Origin of the sequence: Proteus genomosp. 4 str. ATCC 51469 (assembly GCF_003144375.1) — a bacterium.
Lineage (GTDB): Bacteria > Pseudomonadota > Gammaproteobacteria > Enterobacterales > Enterobacteriaceae > Proteus.
The window spans coordinates 60,283-79,366 of sequence record NZ_PENV01000007.1 but is presented as its reverse complement, the minus strand read 5'-3'; the positions used below and the strand labels follow the sequence as shown (position 1 = coordinate 79,366).

Here is a 19,084-nt window from a genome sequence, read left to right as displayed (position 1 = left end):
GATAATGTCGTCTTCTACTTCTAACGTTAGATGAATAAGTGTTGTTTTAGCAAACGACTTTCTGTTCAATATAGGCATTTCTAGATTATTCTTAATAAATTTTAAAATAAGTACAATTACGAAATATAATTATAATCATTTATAAAAAACAATAAGATAAAGTTAAATATTTAGAAATGAAGAAAAAAGAGATTTCCTCTATCGCACTCCTAACACCCTAAATGGAATACGATAGAAGAGGAATGATATTAAGATGAGCTACTACTACTATTGAGTGCTTCAACGCCTAGATTCCAACGTTCCATCGTTGATATTAAGAATAAGCCAGTCATGGCAACCAATAAAAATGGTAGTGAAGATGAAGAAATTTCTGACAACGCGCCAGCCAGCAAAGGCCCAGACAAATTACCAATTCCCCATAACATCGCCGCAGACGCATTTGCAACCATCAGATCATTACCTGAGAAATATTGCCCTATTTGTACTAATGCAATGGTGTATATCGCACCCGCTGTTGCCCCCAGCACCAGTAATAGAGGCCAAATCAAAAATGTATGAGACATCGTGATCGGTAATAATAAGCTTGCGAGTAAAGTCACCACACCACAAATTCGATATAACCGCGTTCTGTTCATATGATCAGCAAGCCAGCCAAATGGCATTTGCATAATGGCGTCACCGGCTAAAATAGCACTTATCATCATGGCTGCAATAGCTTCAGTATGTCCCATACTTAGGCCATAAATAGGAAACATAGAAAGTACGGTACCATCAAAAAAAGCAAAGAAAACAATACCGCCGCAGATTGCGGGTGCAACTTTAACAAAACGAATAATAGAAAAATTCGGCTCTTGCGTATCTTTTGGTAATTTATCTCCTGTTTTCTGATCCATCATTAAAAACAGGGCAATAGAGATAATATGAATAAAGACACTAATTAAAATAGGTGTTTTATCTGCGACGCCATAAAGCGCAATAATTGAAGGCCCTAATAACTGGCTGATAGTAAATACCGTAGTATATACCGCTAAAATTCGCCCACGTTTATTATCTGGTGAAAGCTCATTAATCCATGTCTCTCCTAAACAAATCATCACACCACTGGCAATACCAGTGATAAGTCGTAAAGAAAATAACAACTCTAGCGGTAAGCTTCCCATTAAGGGTAATAAACTGATTGCAGAAATAATGGTTGCTAAAAGCATCGCAAAGCGTTTACCAATCCATTGCACAATACGCCGAGCAAAAGGTGAAATAATTAACATCCCAATAGCTGGTGCGGCAGAAATAAGTCCGATGATAGATTCACTAATACCCGCTAAATTAAGACGTAGTGCAACCATGGGAATAGTTAATCCGATAACAATCCCGATAACGCCAATGCTTACCGTGATAGTTGTTATCGCAAAAATTTCAGATTGGCGATAATTTTGATGTGACATGTTATTTTGTTTCTGTGAATAACAGAAACCTCTGTAATAAAAGAAAGGGGGTTAAATAAAATATTGTTGTATTATAGGGGATAAGAAATAGATAAACATGCTTAAAAAACAACATTAATCAGAGAAAGATCTCCATTTGACTCACGAAGATCTTTGCCTTTCACAATATTCTCACTTCGCCGTCATTTATCTTACAACACTTAAGAAAAATAACGGTAAATAAGCACAGCACCAGATATCAATACAATAGTATAAATCACACTCATAAATCGTGCTTTCGACATACGTAATGTTAAATTTCGCCCTAACCAAACACCTGCAAACATGGCTGGTAAGAAAATAACAGCTAATTTAAGAATATCTAATTGCCAATAAATTCCTGCAAATAAAAAAATCACCACTCGAGTTAATGTGCTAAAACCGATCAACGTTGTTTGTGTAATGCGAAACTTATTTTTGTCTGCAATTCTGCCTGACAAGTAAATCGCATATAAAAATCCCCCACTACCAAACAACGCGCTAAATACACCGCCGATTAATCCAAAAGGATAAACTAAGCGTTGAGAAAATTGGCTTTCTTGTTTTTTCCAAAACAGTGCATAAATTGCATAACAAGCAGCAAATAGACCTAAAAGAAGAGAGAGTAAATCAGGACGTGTGGTTAATAAAATTGTTGCCCCAACAAGGCTACCAATAATAATAAGCGGGATAAGATAACGGATCTCTTTAAAATCAGCCTGCTTACCATCCCTTGCTACATTCACTATAGCTGCGCTTAAATCGATTAGTGCCAATAAAGGAACTATCATTGGCAATGGTAAATAAAGCGCCAAGACTGGCCCTGCAATTAATGCTGATCCAAATCCTGCCATACCAAAAATCACGTAAGCAAAAAATAAGGTGAATAGACAAATAAAAATATCAGCCCAACTGAGCAATTCCATCATAAAAAACCTTGAATAGTTATCATTTATGCAAAGATATTAGCGTAACTAGTAAAAATCGAACAGTGATCGTAAGACTATTCACAAAATACAGCAGAAACAGAACCTCATTTTTCCGAATACGGTTAATTAGTGTTATTATCTAATCGGAATGACACTTTTAAACTAACGATATTTTAAATTGGCAATGAACCCACAACCTCCTAAAAAAACAAATGAATACCTTGGTAATAAAGTTAAACAATTAAGACAATCTCGAAACTTGTCACTTAATGAGTTATCAAGAAAGTCAGGAATATCCAAGGCAGCATTGTCAAAATTAGAATCCGGTGATTCTAATCCTAGAATCGATACCTTAGAGGCTATCGCGATAGCCCTTGGCTTTCCTTTGGGAGATTTATTTAGTTTTACACGCGAAGAGTACCCTCGCTTAGAACGACATAAACCTATCGTGGGTGATTATGCCCAAGAGTTTAAATTCCGTATTGGTATCGGCAATATTACTGAGATTTGGCATATCGAGATGAAGCATGGCGCGATTATTAATAGCCCTGCTCACGCTGATGGTACTCAAGAACACATCATGGTCTATTCTGGTAAATTAATGATGCGTTTTGATAACGACGAAACGGTTTTATTAGAAACTGGTGATTTTTATGCTTTTCATGGTAATGCGCCCCACTCTTATATTTGTGTAGAAGGCCATTTGCGCGCCTCTGTAATTATGTCTAGCCCAAATCAACAGCATTACCATCATCGCCCTTAAGCACTATATTGGCTCGCTCTTAATGATAAAGAGAGAGCCAATCTACATTAATTTAAATAACTTTCCATTTGCTCAAAAACACGTAAGTCATCGCTGAATCTCACTTCTTTTACGTCTTCAAGCTTTTCTACCTGACTCACCATCTGCATTAGGCGATCATCTTTTTGCACTAATAGCCAAATCCGGCTTTTATCGCTATTTTTCATTGGTAAACACAAAATGCCATCGACGTTAAATGCGCGACGAGCAAATAGACCACAAATATGGGTCATAACACCGGGATGGTTGCGAACAATCAATTCCAGCGCGATAGGTTGTGATTGGTTTGACATAAATTAAGCTCCTATCATCTCAATATTTGCAGCCCCAGGTGGAACCATCGGGAATACTTTTTCGTGGATATCAATCATAACGTGAATTAAGCAAGGGCCTGGTTTTTCAATAGCAGCTTGCAATGCACTGGCGGGATCTGCTTCTTGATTTAAGTCACAGGTATCTAAACCAAAACCTTGTGCAATACGGATAAAATCTGTTTGGTAAGGGTAAGCCGCCGCATAAATGCGCTCTTCAAAAAACAGTGTTTGTTGCTGATGCACTAATCCTAATGCCTGATTATTAATCAAAATAATTTTGATATCTAATTGGTGTTCAGCCGCAGTGGCAAGTTCTTGAATATTCATCATAATACTGCCATCCCCTGAGAAGCAGAGGATTTTCTTATCTGGCTCAGCTAATGCGGCACCAATTGCAGCAGGTAAACCGAAGCCCATCGTACCTAAACCACCAGACGTTAACCATTGTCGAGGTCGATTTAACGGATACGCTTGCGCTACCCACATTTGGTGTTGCCCTACGTCAGTCGTAATAATCGCATCATCATCTACGCAATTTGCGGCCGCCAATACAATACCGTAACCACTCAGAATATTTTCAGAGTTTTTCATTTCTAATGGATATTCTTGTTTCAGTGTCGTAACACGTTCTATCCATTCATTACGCTTGTTTGTATTAATCAATGGTAATAACAGTGATAATACGGATTTCGCATCGGCGTGGATCGCAATATCAGGGCGTTTGATCTTACTAATTTCAGCGCGATCGATATCAACATGAATAATTTTAGCATTAGGGCAAAACTTCTCGGCTTTACCAATGGCACGATCGTCAAATCTAGCCCCTAATACAATCAACAGATCCGCTTCTTCCAAAATAAAATTGGTACTACGAGTCGCATGCATACCCAACATTCCCAAATACAGTGGATGCGAAGGTGGCATTAATCCTAACCCCATTAAGGTCATGGTTGTTGGCAGATTATTTTTCTCTGCTAATTCAATTGCTTCTTTACATGCTTCAGAGCTAATGATCCCCCCACCTAAATATAAAACAGGGTTTTTAGCCTGATTAATCATTTGCGCCGCTTGTATCACTAAATCAGTATTAAACGCGGGAACAGGATCTTTTTGTGGAATAGGCGGTAACGCTTCTAATGTAATTTTGGCTTGTTGAATATCTTTTGGTACGTCAACCCAAACAGGCCCCGGTCTTCCTGACATTGCTAAACGAAACGCATCACAAATAATTTCAGGTAACTCAGCAATATCACGAACTAAATAGTTATGTTTAGTAATGGGAATAGACATGCCGTAAGTATCAACTTCTTGGAAAGCATCAGTTCCAATCATCGCTGAAGATACCTGACCTGTAATACAAACTAAAGGAATAGAATCAAGCTTAGCATCGGCAATTGCTGTTACTAAATTTGTCGCACCCGGCCCACTCGAAGCAATACAAACAGCAGGTTTACCATTTGCACGGGCAATCCCTTGAGCAATAAAACCAGCACCTTGTTCATGGCGAGTTAAGATATGTCGAATAGATTTACTTTGGCTCAATGCGTCATACAACGGAAGCGCAGCCCCACCAGGAATACCCGCAACGGTCGTAATGCCTTGTCGTTCCAGTAAATAAACGATTAATTGTGCGCCAGTAAACGTTCTACTTGTTGTGGCGTTTTCTTGTTGATCACCCATTTTTATCTGTCCTTTGTTTTAAGCCGGACTTGATGGGCAGGTAGAAATGAAAAACCCCGCCCGGTTAGTGCGCCGGCGGGGTTTCGAAACTGTGTTGATTCGGACCCGTTACGGCGCTTTGCCGACGACCACCACCACACGCACGACAACCACAGCCGCGATGTGCGCTGTTAGTCGTAGGCTTTGTAGTAGAGTAGTGATGATCATGGGTTACCTATCAATTAATTTAATGATGTGTTTACGTGTTATCTGTATTTAAAAAAACATAACTTCTACAAATTAACAACCTTTTTTTTCGGTTTATTTTTTATCACCACTAAAAACGAGAGCTAGATCACTTCTAATGAAAATCAAAAAATAATGACGATAACAGCACAAAAAACCAGATTAATTTCATATTACAGAATAACCAAAAATCCTTTTATCTGCGTAAACACACCCACTCAATTTTATAAAAACGCAACTTGAACCAAGAGTAATGTTGCCGAAAGTACAAACATAAATACCACCATCGGCATAATAAATTTAAGCCATTTGTTATAGGAGATATCTAACATTTGCAAGGTCGCTAACACCAGTCCGGTAGGAGCTAAGAACAACATAATATATTGCCCCCAGTTATATGCTGACACCACCATATAACGAGGAACACCGACTGCATCTGCTAATGGTGCCATAATTGGCATCGCTAAAACCGCAAGGCCAGAAGAGGAAGGAACAATAAAACCTAAACAAATAAAAACAACGAGCTGTGCTAATAAGAACAAGCTTGGTGGCATTCCTGCAACCATATGAGACATAAACTCAAGGATAGTATCGGCAATTTTACCTTGTTCCATCACAAGGTTAACACCTCGCGCTAAACCAATAATTAATGAAACGCCTACTAACTCAGATGCCCCATGAATAAATCCATCAATGGCCGTTTTTTCTTTTAATCCAGAGAGAAAAATAATGATGATGGCAATGGCTAAAAAGAGAGCAGCCATTTGTGGAAACCACCAGCCCATATCCATGACGCCCCAAACCATAATAGGAAAAGCGGCAACAAATAAGCAGAGGATCACTTTACGACGCCATGAAAATTCTAATATTTCGTTTGGATCGTAATTACTTAAAAAACGTTGTTTAAAACTTTCGGCATTCTCATAATTATAAGAAAAAGCAGGATCTTTTTTAATTTTTTTACAATACCAGTATAAATAAACCAAAACGCCAATCGTACCAATCACTAAGCCAATAGTACGAAAGCCGATCCCTTCAATAAAACTTATTCCTGATGCATTTGAGGCAATGACCACAGAGAATGGATTAACTGTTGAAAACCCAGCCCCCATTGACGAAGCTAGAAAAATAGCCCCGACACACACAATAGCGTCATAACCCAATATTAAGAATATAGGGACTAATATGGGATAAAAGGCAACGGCTTCTTCTTCAATCCCACAACTTGTCCCGCCTATGGATAATATAATCGTGACACCAAATACCACTAAAAACTCTTTACCTTTGGTTCGATTTGCCAGTGCTGTTAAGCCCGCATTGAATGCACCAGTTTTATTAACAACCCCAATAAGCCCCCCCAAAACAAGAATGAAAACAATAACATCAGCCCCCTCTATCGTCCCTTTCACCATACTTTCGGTAATATCCATTATCCCTTTGGGTTGCTGTGCTACGCGTTCATAGGTTCCAGGTATCGCTATCGGTTTTTTAATTGTTCCATCAGTAAATTTATTAATTTCAATAGAGACATTTAAATCATTTAATGTCGCTTGAGTTGCAGGTAATACTTCATGAGAACCATCTATTTTCGCAACCACTAATGATGGCTCCGCAGAGTTATAACTTAATCGTTGATATTCGCCAGCTGGAATAATCCACGTTAAGCCAACCACAATTACTGTAATTGCAAATAAAATAGTAAATGCGGTCGGAAACGCAAACTTTTTAAGTTTCATAAGCGCCCTCGACTTAAATAAGAGGTAACTCTGCCAGTAGAAATAATATCTAACTGGCAGTGTTTATTTTTAGAATTAAATTTGGAATAATAAAAACAATATTAATTAGAGATAATTGTTGTGCCTGTTTTTCCTTCTAAAGCAGATAATGCATTATCTAAAGAAGTAATAATTGCTTGAGCATCCTTGTGACTTTCTTTTAGAAAATTAAGACAAGCTTCAACTTTAGGTAACATACTTCCTTTAGCAAATTGTTCTTGAGAAATATATTCTTGTGCTTGAGAGAGTGTTAATTTATCTAAATTCATTTGCTCTGGTTTATTAAAATTAATTGCCACTTTATCAACAGCCGTTAATATTAATAAAATATCTGCTTTTAATTCGACAGCTAATTTAGCACTGGAGTTATCTTTATCAATAACAGCATCAATACCTTCTAATAACTCTCCTTTTCGAATAACGGGAATACCACCTCCGCCAACCGTGATCACCACAATATTGCGTTCAACTAACTGTTTAATAATCGGTGATTCTACAATTTCTAACGGTTTGGGTGATGGAATAACTCGACGATATCCACGCCCTGCATCTTCCATAAAGTGGAAACCATGCTCTTTTTGGATAGCCTCAGCTTGCTGTTGAGTATAAAACGCGCCAATGGGTTTTGTGGGTGATAAAAAAGCAGGATCGTTTTTATCAACAACTACTTGCGTCACAATGGTCGCACAGCCATGATCTTTATTCAGATTTCTCGTACATAACTCGTCATTAATCGCCTGTTGTAGATGATAGCCGATATAGCCTTGGCTCATGGCACCACATTCAGCAAATGGCATATAAGGCGTGCCAATATTCTGTTGCGATGCATAATCCATAGCTAAATTGATCATCCCAACTTGCGGACCATTTCCATGACCAATAATGACTTGGTAGCCTTTCTCAACCAAATCTACAATCGGCTTTGCGGTTTTTCGTACTATCTGTTTTTGCTCTAGTGGCGTACTGCCCAGTGCATTTCCCCCTAAAGCAATAAATACCTTTTTAGGCATTGTTAACTCCTTGCTTTAGCTCAAAGTCGCGAACATAACGGCTTTAATGGTATGCATACGGTTTTCAGCTTGATCGAAAACTTTTGATTGGCGAGACTCAAAAACATCGTCTGCCACTTCCATTTCACTCAAGCCAAATTTCTGATAAATATCTTCACCAATAGTTGTTAAGCGGTCATGGAATGAAGGTAAACAGTGTAAGAAAATAGCGTGAGGATTTGCCATTTTCATCATAGATCCATTAACTTGATAAGATTTTAATAAACGAATACGCTCATCCCATACACTATCTGGCTCACCCATTGAAACCCAAATATCGGTATAGAGAACATCCGCGTCTTTTGCTCCTTTTTCAATATCTTCGGTTAACGTGATAGAACCTTCGTTTTCTGCCGCGATTGCACGACATTCTTTCACTAGTTGCTCTTCTGGCATTAAAGATGCTGGCCCACACGCTGTAAAATGTAAGCCTAATTTCGCACAGACTACCATTAAAGAGTTAGCAACGTTATTGCGAGCATCACCAAAGAAAGTCAGTTTAAGCCCTTTTAAATGACCAAAATTTTCTTCAACTGTTAGCATATCCGCCAACATTTGAGTTGGATGGAATTTATCGGTAAGGCCATTCCATACAGGTACTCCTGATTTCGCTGCCAATTCTTCAACTAATGACTGATCAAATCCACGATATTCAATACCATCATAGAAACGCCCTAACACACGCGCAGTATCTTCAATAGACTCTTTTTTCCCCATTTGTGATGAGCCAGGATCAAGGTAAGTCACCCCCATTCCTAAATCATAACCCGCCACTTCAAAGGCACAACGTGTGCGTGTTGAGGTTTTTTCAAATAATAAAACGATATTTTTACCTTCTAAAGAGCGATGAGGCATACCCGCCATTTTTAATGATTTAAAATGTTTAGAAAGCTTTAATAAATATTGAATTTCAGCTGATGAAAAGTCGAGTAATTTTAAAAAACTTCTACCTTTAATATTAATAGACATAATAATCCTATCTCCTAATTATTCTGATAATAATAGAGTTAAAAATGATTTGTTATTTATAAAAAATAGAGGCTTCCCCAATAACACCCGTTATTAGGAAATATGCTTTATATTTTAATTGTATGAATAGAGGGCTTACCCGTTAAAAACGGAGAAATGAAAACATTGACGTTGTTTATACATCATAATGTGGGCAATACGTCTAATATGAGGTGTTTTCCTATTATTATTTTCCATAATACTAGTACCTTCATCTATAGGTATTAAATGAGGGTTACAGTGAAACATATAGGAATTAACATTAATGTGATTATCATCTCAATTATCTATTTATGACTAAAATCATATCTCATTAAAAACAAATAATAAATCAAACATTTCATTAACACACATATATTACATGGAGAATAAAATTTATATTAGAAGACTATCTTAATTAAATTAGCAAGATAATATAAAATAAACCAAGAAAAACCATTAGACTTTATTTAGTTATTATTTATTATATTTTATAAATGTTAATATTATTGATGTGATTTAACATTAAAATAATTTAGCTAGCATCATTACAGCACTACAAATAATTAAAATTAAAGTCGCATACTGAAACACTCTATCAGGCATTCTTATCAGCAACCATTTAGACAGCGGAATAGAGATCAACGAGCCTAAAAATAACAAAAGCGCTAAATGAATATCCGTATGCCCGTCTTGCATATAAGCCAGTGCAGAAGATCCCGATAACAATGTTGTGGTAAATATAGAAGTACCAATGGCCTGCTTAATAGAGAGATTTGCATAACGTAGCAATAACGGTAATACAACTACACCGCCCCCTACACCAGTTGCACCTAAAATAACCCCAGCCATAACCGCAGGAAGTAAAAGTGCTTTAATATTTAAAGGCGCTAGCTTTGTATTTTCAACCACAACGGGAGGTAATGAGAAAAACATTCTCTGTACAAAGAGAAAGAGAGAAAAAACAATCGCACCCACCACAAGCGCATTAATTCCCCACTCTACTTGTTGCTGATACTGCTCTAATGAACCTAAATAATTAACCAAAACACTAGCCAAAAAGGTACTTGGTAGCATTATTCCTAATACAATCATTGCTCTTTTTAAAGGAATATTACCAAGGCGAAAATGCATATAAGACGAGGTGACTTTCATCAACATAGATAATAAATTTGCAGTCGCCACAGCCATTAATGCATTCATACCAAAAAAATACGTCAATACAGGTAAAACAATAACACCGCCACCCACGCCCGTTGTGCTAATAATTAAACCAATAGCAGCACCTACCGCTAATGTGGTGATAAGTAACATTATTGATTTCCTTGCATGACAGCTTTTCGTCCTTTTAATAAGGCTTTTTCTGCTGACTCACTCGCCAGTGTCATATATTTAAAAAATAACACATCAAAAACCACCATTTGTAAAACTTGTGGCGTGATGACACCCAATTGAGAGTGCTGTTCGTCATAGAAATAAGGCAACGTATAATCAGATAATCGCGTCGCTTCATCTTGCCCAAAACGGGTTAATGCCACCGTTAAACAGCCTTCATTCTTTGCCGATTTCAACATACGATTAATATCAGCAGTATTGCCTCGTGCGGTAACCGCGATAGCAAAGTCATCAACTGATAAATTGGCAGAATAAGCCAATTGAGCATGAAGATCCGAACTAAATAAAGCGTTTTTATTCACGCGAATAAGCTTATGAAAAATATCACTTGCTACGACCGCAGAGGCGCCAATACCAAACAGGACAATGCGTTTAGCTGAGACCATTTTTTCAGCCAGCAGATCAATACAATTAGGATCTAACAAAGCCAATGAGTCCTGAATAGCACTAGTAAATAGATGGCCTGTTTTTGAAATAATTAATTCTGTTGGATCTGTTTTCGCTAAATTACCATAAAGAATATCGCCACTGCTTTTTTGTTGCTTTTCTTCTGAAAGGTAATCAATTTTAAATTCAGGATAACCACGATATCCCATTTGACGAGAGAAACGGATAACAGAAGCACTGCTTACACCGGCTTTAAGTGCCAATTCAGCCGCATTCATACTGGCAATATTCTCACTATTTTCTAATAGATAATGAGCAATACGTTGTTCTGTACCTTTGCCCTGTATTAGCAAACTTTCAAGCTTTTTGGTCAGTGTCGACATTCTGTTATCCTTTTTATTTCTGACTTATTTCTCTGGATCAGTAAATCCCATTAGCATACTGGCAATAAAACCGACAATCCATGCACCTAATACTGCAATCAAGAACTTAATAATTTGACCATCACCGACTAACGGAATTAATGATAACCCAGCTGTACCAAATGGAATAATGATCCCAACTTGGAAATATGCCATTAATGCGCCACCCGCAGCACCACCAATACATCCCGCCACAAAAGGTTTTCCTAATGGAAGAGAAACACCAAATAATAGCGGCTCACCGACACCAAAAATACCCACAGGTAATGCACCCATTAATGTTTTCTTTAAACGCTGATTTTTAGTACGTAGATAAACCCAAAAACAAGAGCCTACTTGTCCCATTCCGCCCATCGCTAAAATAGGGAACAGGTAATTTAAACCAAAAGTATTTAAGATTTCGGTATGAATAGGAATTAACCCTTGATGTAATCCTGTTAAGAGTAAAAATAAGAAACTTCCTCCTAAGGCAGCCCCAGTAACTACCGCACCACCACCTTGATTTAATAGTGATAATGATACACCTTGCGCTAATAACTGATTAAGATAATGGCCAATAGGTTGGAATATCATAATCGCCACCAATGAAGAGACTAAAATCGTCACAAACGGCGTTAAGATAAGATCAAGACTCTCTTTAACGATGCTACGAAACCATAATTCTAGTTTTGAAGAGAACACCACCACCATTAATACCGCAAAAATACCGCCGCTGTTTGGCTGTAATTTCTCGCCAAATAAAGTGATATCAGCAAGCCCCGGCATAGCTAATAACCCCGCCATTACCGCACCAATCGAAGTTGACGCTCCCAACTCTTTAGCTGTATTTATCCCAATCATAATAGAAAGATAGGCAAATACCGTACTACCAATTAATTTGAATAATTTAAATAGCTCGGGGAATTGCTCAACTAAGCCCGGTGCGACTAAACGGATAATATTAATTAGCCCCATAATCAAACCGCAGCCAATTAAAGCAGGAATTGTCGGAACAAAAATAGCCGCTAATGTATTTAACATGCGGCGAATGGAGAAGCCTTTTTTCACTGGTGTTGACGCAGGCTTATCTTCACTACTTGCTGAACTATTTTGCATACGTTTATTCATAATAGAATAAACTTTTGCGGCGGTTCCCATTCCGACAATCACTTGATGCTGTTCGCCATTAAATACAACACCTTTAACGCCTTCGACTTGTTTTAAAGCATCAGCATTAAATAGTGAACTATCTTTTAAAATCAATCGAATGCGAGTCATACAATGTGTTAGGGTTGCCACATTTTGAAACCCACCAGCGTGTTTTTCTATTTCTATTGCTAACGTGTCGAGGTGTTCTATTTTATTAGCCATATGTGTGCCTGCTAAAGTTCAGAGTATTTACTCATATTGTTATTAATTAAATAAGGCAAGTTGCTGTTGTAGCGAACGATAAGGATATTGCTGTGTAATTTGATCAACTTTCTCCACACTCAAGTGAAGTTCATACATTAAAATGGCTTTTCTAGGATGATAATTAACCATTTGTAACAGCGTTCTGGCTCTTTCATTAGAAATTCCGCACACTTCGCTGACAATACCTTCAGCACGACGTTGTAATTTCTCATTACTCGCGATCACATCCACCATCAGGTTTTTATGCACTTTTCCAAGCTTAGTCATTACGCTGGTGCTTAACATACCCAAAATCATTTTTTGAGCCGTGCCGCTTTTCATTCTTGTAGAGCCTGTTAATACCTCTGCGCCCACATCTGGCGCAATAGATAAGTCAGCAATTTCACTCATCATACTTTTGCCACGCGTGGTAATAGAGATAGTCAACGCCTTTAGTTTCTTACCATATTGCAACGCTGCAACCGTAAAGGGAGTTCGACCGCTTGCGGCAATACCAATAACAACATCTTTATCACAGGCATGACGACGTTGAAGCTCTTCAATTGCCGCTTCTTGGCTATCTTCAATATTTTCAACCGCTTTTAACATTGCATCATGACCACCTGCAATAATTGCCTGTACTAATGTAGAAGGTACACCAAAAGTTGGCGGACATTCGGCACTGTCTAATACAGCTAATCGGCCACTCGTTCCTGCACCGACATAAAATATACGCCCACCTTTTTGTAAACGTTCAGTGATTTTTTCTACCGCATTGGCAATAGCGGGTAATTCTTTTTTGACTGCATTTGCAACCGTCATATCTGCACTATTGATTAATGTGACCAATTCCAATGCACTTAACTCTGAAAATTGGGTTGTTTCTTGGTTACTTTCATTTTTAAGACATTGGCTCAATGCATCTTCTTTCATCACAACAACCTTATGAAACTAAATTTCAATTAAAATTACATTCAATGAAATTATATTTCAATCCTATTTGTCATGATGGTGTGAAATGAATCACATTATAAAAAAGCCATAACGGATCTGTTTGAAATCTGATTAATGAAATTGTGAATAACATCACGTCGACTTTGGTTATTCTGCCAACTTTTCAGTTTATTGGCAGAATGTTTAACGCATCATTTTTGCCCGCTTCTTAAGATAGTTTCAATTTCTATATCACAGGAATTTAGACTATGAGTATCTGCTACACCGTTGCTATCGATCTTGGTGCTTCAAGTGGTCGCGTCATGTTAGCCAGTTTTGATAAAGTCCATCAGCAATTATCACTGACTGAAATTCACCGCTTTACTAATCGTTTTGCTATGAATGAAAGTCATACTTGTTGGGATCTGGATTTATTAGAGCATCATATCCGTACAGGCTTATCTTTAATAGAACAGCAAAATATTGTTATAAGCAGCATTGGTATTGATACTTGGGGCGTTGATTATGTGCTACTAAACGCACAAGGAGAGCGTATTGGTCTAAGTTATTCTTATCGTGATAAACGCACTGAAAATGTGATGCAACAAGTGCAAAGCGATCTCAGTGCTGAATGGATCTATCAACAAACTGGTATTCAATTCCTTCCTTTTAATACTCTCTATCAACTGAAAGCGATGCAACTTGAAACCCCGCCATGGCTAGAGAGTGTGGCTCATTTTGTGATGATCCCCGATTACCTGGCTTACCGTTTAACTGGCAAGCTTAATTGTGAATATACAAATGCCACCACATCACAATTAATCGATATAAACACAGGAGATTGGAATAAAGCACTGCTTGATTATCTGCAACTTCCTCATCATTGGTTTATGCCCATTAAACAACCCGGAAATACGATTGGTTATTGGAAAAATAGTAAAAACGAGGCAATTCCTGTTATTTCCGTTGCCAGTCATGATACGGCGAGTGCAGTAATTGCTACACCGTTAAAAAATCAACAGTGCGCTTATTTAAGTTCAGGAACATGGTCTCTAATGGGAATTGAACACTTCACACCTTGTGTTTCAACCCAATCATTGCATGCAAATATCACTAATGAAGGGGGTGTTGAAGGTCGTTATCGTGTTCTTAAAAATATTATGGGGCTGTGGTTATTTCAGTCTATTTGTAAAGAACACAACATTACTGATATTGCTGCATTAATTAATGATGTCGAACACATCACACCTTTTACTTACTTAATTAATCCCAATGATGAATGCTTTCTCAATCCAGATTCAATGAGTAAAGCAATCCAAGACTATTGCCAACAACAGGGAAAATCTGTTCCTAACACACCAGCACAATTGTCACGCTGTATTTTTGACAGCTTAGCGCTACTTTATCGCTATGTTTTCCTTGAATTACAATCACTTAACTTCACACAACTAACACAATTACATATCGTTGGGGGCGGTAGTCAAAATGCGCTGCTTAACCAACTTTGCGCCAACACCTGTGGAATTCCCGTTATTACGGGCCCTATCGAAGCATCAACATTAGGTAATGTGGGCTTACAACTCATTGCGCTAAATGAGATTGAAGATATCAGCCATTTTCGCCACTTAATAAGCCAAAACACCACTCACACCACGTTTATGCCCCAAGCGCCACTAAACAAAAATACGTGGCAATCATTTTTACAACTCATTGAAATTAAACACTAAATATTTTTATACGCGATTGACGGATAAGGAAAGTGCCATGTCTAACATTAAAGAGAGCTATCAACTTGCCAAACAACGTTTTTCACAGATAGGTGTTGATACAGAAAAAGCTATTCAGGCAATGGATGTATTACCTGTGTCTATTCATTGCTGGCAAGGTGATGACGTCTCAGGATTTGAACCTTCAAATACCGCATTAACTGGCGGCATTCAAGCAACGGGGAACTATCCGGGTAAAGCGCGTAATGCTACGGAACTACGTGCGGATATGGAAAAAGCAATGAGCCTTATTCCTGGCTCAAAAAGAGTTAATCTTCATGCCCTTTATTTAGAATCCGATACACCTGTTGAACGCAATGAAATCAAACCTGTGCATTTTGCTAATTGGGTTGAATGGGCAAAACAACAAAACATTGGGCTCGACTTTAATCCTTCGTTTTTCTCTCATCCTTTAAGCCTTGAAGCTACATTAACGCACGCCAATAAAGAGATCCGCGATTACTGGATTGGTCATACCAAAGCATGCCGTCGCATATCAGCCTATTTTGGCGAGTCACTAAATACGGCTTCGGTGATGAACATCTGGATACCTGATGGTATGAAAGACACTCCTATCGATCGCTACGCCCCAAGACAACGTCTTGTTGAAGCGCTTGATGAAGCGATTAGCGAGAAACTCTCCACTAAACATCATATTGATGCTGTCGAAAGTAAATTATTTGGTATTGGCGCTGAATCTTATACCGCAGGCTCTAGTGAGTTTTACCTTGGCTACGCCATTACTCGTCAAACCGCACTTTGTTTAGATGCAGGGCATTTTCACCCAACAGAAGTTATTTCAGACAAAATTTCTGCGGTGATGCCTTACGTTGAACGCTTACTTCTCCATGTGAGTCGCCCTGTTCGTTGGGATAGCGACCACGTTATTTTACTTGATGATGAAACTCAGGCGATCGCAAATGAAATCATCAGACATAACTTACAAAACCGTGTTCATATCGGTCTCGATTTCTTTGATGCTTCTATTAACCGTATCGCTGCTTGGGTTATTGGTACACGTAATATGAAAAAAGCATTGTTACGAGCTTTACTCGAACCAACGCCAATGTTACGACAATTAGAAATTGATGGTGATTTCACAGCTCGCCTAGCCTTATTGGAAGAACAAAAAGCACTGCCTTGGCAAGCGGTTTGGGACGAATATTGTGAACGCCAAAATGTTCCTGTTGGTGATAAGTGGTTACAAGAAGTTCGTCATTATGAAAATAGTGTTTTATCAAAAAGATAAGGTGATCACCATGCAAAAAATTCTCACATCTTGTTTTGTGCAAGGCATGATCAAAGCGACCAGTGATATGTGGTTAAAAGGCTGGGATGAACGTAATGGCGGGAATATCAGCTTACGTTTAACACCTGAGGAAGTTTTACCTTATCAAGGAGACTTTTATTCAACACCACGTTATATCGAAGTCACAGAACCCGTTAAAGAATTAGCAAATCAATATTTTATCGTAACGGGATCAGGTAAGTTTTTTCGCAACGTAGCACTAGATCCCGAAGATACCTTGGGATTAGTAAAAATTGATGAAGAAGGTCAGGGTTATCACATTATTTGGGGATTGATTAATGGTGGCGTTCCTACTTCTGAATTTGCAGCCCATTTTCAGTCACATATTACACGCTTAAAAGTTACTCAAGGGCAAAATCGCGTCATTATGCATTGCCATGCGACAAACTTAATTGCCCTTAGCTACGTACTACCGCTCGATAGTGCCACGATCACACGTCAACTTTGGGAAATGAGCACCGAATGTTTAGTTGTATTCCCAGATGGTATTGGCGTTTTCCCTTGGATGGTACCCGGAACAGATGGCATTGGGCTTGAAACAGCACGACAAATGGAAAAACATGGGCTGGTTTTATGGCCATTTCATGGCATTTTTGGCTCAGGCCCGACCCTTGATGATGCATTTGGCTTAATTGATACAGCTGAAAAATCAGCTGAAATTCTGGTTAAAGTGCTCTCTATGGGGGGAAAAAAGCAGACTATCTCTACCGAAAATCTCATTGCATTAGCTAAACGTTTTAATGTTTCTCCAATGCGCGAAGCACTGAAATAACACCTATTTCTTTGTGACAGAGTCGTTCCTTTGTCACAAAGAAAAACACAATAATAATGGTATGAGGAAAAACTCATGGGTAGTGGAATTATATTAGGCATTTTCTGGCACTTTGTCGGTGCCGCCTCCGCTGCATGTTTTTATGCTCCACTGAAAAAAGTTAAAAGATGGTCATGGGAAACCATGTGGTCTGTGGCTGGAATATTTTCTTGGATAATTTTACCTTGGACAATCAGCTACTTATTGCTCCCTGATTTTTGGTCATATTACGCGTCTTTTGGTAGTGAGATCCTATTACCTGTCTTTTTATTCGGTGCAATGTGGGGAGTGGGAAATATTGGTTACGGTCTGACAATGCGCTATTTGGGAATGTCGATGGGAATTGGTATTGCCATTGGGATCACATTAATTGTTGGCACATTAATGACACCAATTATTCAAGGTAAATTCGGCGAGCTTGTTGCTTCAACGGGAGGAAAACTGACTTTAGCTGGAGTAGCTATTGCCCTAATTGGTGTGGCTATAGTCTCTTATGCGGGACTTTTAAAAGAGCGAGCAACTGGTGTTCAAGCTGAAGAGTTTGATCTGAAAAAAGGCTTATTGTTAGCTGTGATGTGCGGTATTTTTTCTGCTGGTATGTCATTTGCGATGAGCGCAGCAGTTCCTATGCATGAAGTTGCATCACAATTAGGCGTTTCATCTCTTTATGTGGCTTTACCAAGCTATGTAGTGATTATGGGTGGCGGTGCATTAATTAACTTAGGTTACTGTTTTAGTCGCTTAATGTGTAAAAAAGATCTCTCTTTCAAACTTGATATTTCTGTCCCTAAAGCGCTCCTGATTAGTAATATCTTATTTGCCATCTTAGGTGGTGGTATGTGGTATTTCCAATTCTTCTTTTATGCGTGGGGACATGCCAATATCCCAACAGAATACGGCTTTATGAGCTGGATGCTACACATGAGTTTCTATGTTTTATGTGGTGGTATCGTCGGTTTAATATTAAAAGAGTGGAAAGATACTGGAAGAAAACCTGTACGTATTTTATCGCTAGGTTGTTTAGTGATCATTCTTGCTGCCAATATTGTGGGTTTAGGCATGGCTGCATAAACCCATTATCAGGGTTAATGTACATTAGCCCTGATATTTCCTGATAAAAATCTTATCTTAATTAAGAGGTGAACCATGATAAGAAAAGCCTTTGTGATGCAAGTTAATGCTAATTCTCATCAAGAGTATCAACAACGACATAACCCGATTTGGCAAGAACTTGAAGCAACGTTAAAAGCTCATGGTGCACATAATTATTCCATCTTTCTTGATAAAAAAAGAAACCTACTTTTTGGTTATGTGCAAATTGAGTCAGAAGTGCAATGGAATGCTGTCGCTAATACAGAAATTTGCCAAAAATGGTGGAAATACATGTCAGATGTTATGCCATCCAATCCAGATAACAGCCCTATCAGTGATAATTTACACGAAGTATTCTTTCTTAAATAACCTGTTTA

The 19,084-nt window shown here is 38.3% G+C and carries 19 protein-coding genes; 7 read left to right on the top strand and 12 right to left on the bottom strand.

What is annotated here, in order from left to right:
* Positions 1-248: 248 nt before the first annotated feature.
* Positions 249-1,442, bottom strand: a complete 1,194-nt coding sequence (locus tag DK866_RS08765) for an MFS transporter (RefSeq protein ID WP_109408584.1) — start codon at positions 1,440-1,442, stop codon at positions 249-251.
* A 200-nt stretch (positions 1,443-1,642) separates the two neighbouring features.
* A complete protein-coding gene (locus DK866_RS08760; RefSeq protein ID WP_109408583.1) occupies positions 1,643-2,389 on the bottom strand; it encodes a sulfite exporter TauE/SafE family protein in 747 nt (248 codons plus the stop codon).
* Between the two features lie 184 nt (positions 2,390-2,573).
* On the opposite strand from DK866_RS08760, the gene DK866_RS08755 reads away from it, so the two are divergent.
* A complete protein-coding gene (locus DK866_RS08755) occupies positions 2,574-3,152 on the top strand; it encodes a helix-turn-helix domain-containing protein (RefSeq protein WP_069368071.1) in 579 nt (192 codons plus the stop codon).
* 47 nt (positions 3,153-3,199) lie between these two features.
* On the opposite strand, the gene ilvN is transcribed toward DK866_RS08755, so the two are convergent.
* The gene (gene ilvN / locus DK866_RS08750; protein WP_006535577.1) at positions 3,200-3,484 is read right to left on the bottom strand and encodes an acetolactate synthase small subunit; all 285 of its coding nucleotides are present in this window, start codon (positions 3,482-3,484) and stop codon (positions 3,200-3,202) included.
* A 3-nt stretch (positions 3,485-3,487) separates the two neighbouring features.
* Positions 3,488-5,185: an acetolactate synthase large subunit gene (gene ilvB, locus DK866_RS08745; protein ID WP_109408582.1), complete on the bottom strand. Its 1,698-nt coding sequence runs from the start codon at positions 5,183-5,185 to the stop codon at positions 3,488-3,490.
* Between the two features lie 91 nt (positions 5,186-5,276).
* Between ilvB and DK866_RS20310 the strand changes: the two genes are divergently transcribed.
* The gene (locus DK866_RS20310) at positions 5,277-5,444 is read left to right on the top strand and encodes a hypothetical protein (RefSeq protein ID WP_420902346.1); all 168 of its coding nucleotides are present in this window, start codon (positions 5,277-5,279) and stop codon (positions 5,442-5,444) included.
* Positions 5,445-5,634: 190 nt separating this feature from the next.
* Here the strand turns inward: DK866_RS20310 and DK866_RS08735 are convergent, their stop codons facing one another.
* From DK866_RS08735 to murQ, 8 genes are all read right to left on the bottom strand, one after another.
* Positions 5,635-7,146, bottom strand: a complete 1,512-nt coding sequence (locus tag DK866_RS08735; RefSeq protein ID WP_109408581.1) for a YfcC family protein — start codon at positions 7,144-7,146, stop codon at positions 5,635-5,637.
* Positions 7,147-7,247: 101 nt separating this feature from the next.
* Entirely contained in the window at positions 7,248-8,195 is a 948-nt protein-coding gene (gene arcC / locus DK866_RS08730; RefSeq protein WP_109408580.1) for a carbamate kinase, read from the bottom strand.
* Positions 8,196-8,210: 15 nt separating this feature from the next.
* A complete protein-coding gene (gene argF, locus DK866_RS08725) occupies positions 8,211-9,203 on the bottom strand; it encodes an ornithine carbamoyltransferase (RefSeq protein ID WP_109408579.1) in 993 nt (330 codons plus the stop codon).
* Positions 9,204-9,338: 135 nt separating this feature from the next.
* A complete protein-coding gene (gene speFL, locus DK866_RS20260; protein WP_109372621.1) occupies positions 9,339-9,440 on the bottom strand; it encodes a leader peptide SpeFL in 102 nt (33 codons plus the stop codon).
* A gap of 306 nt (positions 9,441-9,746) precedes the next feature.
* Positions 9,747-10,535 carry a sulfite exporter TauE/SafE family protein gene (locus DK866_RS08715; RefSeq protein WP_109408578.1) on the bottom strand — a complete coding sequence of 263 codons (789 nt, stop codon included), beginning with the start codon at positions 10,533-10,535 and terminating at the stop codon, positions 9,747-9,749.
* Positions 10,535-11,386: a MurR/RpiR family transcriptional regulator gene (locus DK866_RS08710; protein ID WP_109408577.1), complete on the bottom strand. Its 852-nt coding sequence runs from the start codon at positions 11,384-11,386 to the stop codon at positions 10,535-10,537. The genes DK866_RS08715 and DK866_RS08710 overlap by 1 nt, the downstream gene beginning before the upstream one ends.
* 24 nt (positions 11,387-11,410) lie before the next feature.
* Positions 11,411-12,775 carry a PTS transporter subunit EIIC gene (locus DK866_RS08705; protein ID WP_109408576.1) on the bottom strand — a complete coding sequence of 455 codons (1,365 nt, stop codon included), beginning with the start codon at positions 12,773-12,775 and terminating at the stop codon, positions 11,411-11,413.
* 42 nt (positions 12,776-12,817) lie between these two features.
* The gene (murQ, locus tag DK866_RS08700; protein WP_109408575.1) at positions 12,818-13,729 is read right to left on the bottom strand and encodes an N-acetylmuramic acid 6-phosphate etherase; all 912 of its coding nucleotides are present in this window, start codon (positions 13,727-13,729) and stop codon (positions 12,818-12,820) included.
* 269 nt (positions 13,730-13,998) lie between these two features.
* Between murQ and rhaB the strand changes: the two genes are divergently transcribed.
* The 5 genes from rhaB to rhaM all read left to right on the top strand — a co-directional run bounded on the left by rhaB (position 13,999) and on the right by rhaM (position 19,076).
* Complete coding sequence (rhaB, locus tag DK866_RS08695) at positions 13,999-15,456, top strand: rhamnulokinase (RefSeq protein ID WP_109408574.1); 1,458 nt, start codon at positions 13,999-14,001, stop codon at positions 15,454-15,456.
* Between the two features lie 37 nt (positions 15,457-15,493).
* Positions 15,494-16,744: an L-rhamnose isomerase gene (locus DK866_RS08690; RefSeq protein WP_109408573.1), complete on the top strand. Its 1,251-nt coding sequence runs from the start codon at positions 15,494-15,496 to the stop codon at positions 16,742-16,744.
* Positions 16,745-16,754: 10 nt separating this feature from the next.
* Positions 16,755-17,576 carry a rhamnulose-1-phosphate aldolase gene (gene rhaD, locus DK866_RS08685; RefSeq protein WP_109408613.1) on the top strand — a complete coding sequence of 274 codons (822 nt, stop codon included), beginning with the start codon at positions 16,755-16,757 and terminating at the stop codon, positions 17,574-17,576.
* A gap of 75 nt (positions 17,577-17,651) precedes the next feature.
* On the top strand, positions 17,652-18,686 hold the full coding sequence (gene rhaT, locus DK866_RS08680) for an L-rhamnose/proton symporter RhaT (RefSeq protein ID WP_109408572.1): 1,035 nt from the start codon (positions 17,652-17,654) through the stop codon (positions 18,684-18,686).
* Positions 18,687-18,761: 75 nt separating this feature from the next.
* Entirely contained in the window at positions 18,762-19,076 is a 315-nt protein-coding gene (gene rhaM, locus DK866_RS08675; protein WP_109408571.1) for an L-rhamnose mutarotase, read from the top strand.
* Positions 19,077-19,084: the final 8 nt, after the last annotated feature.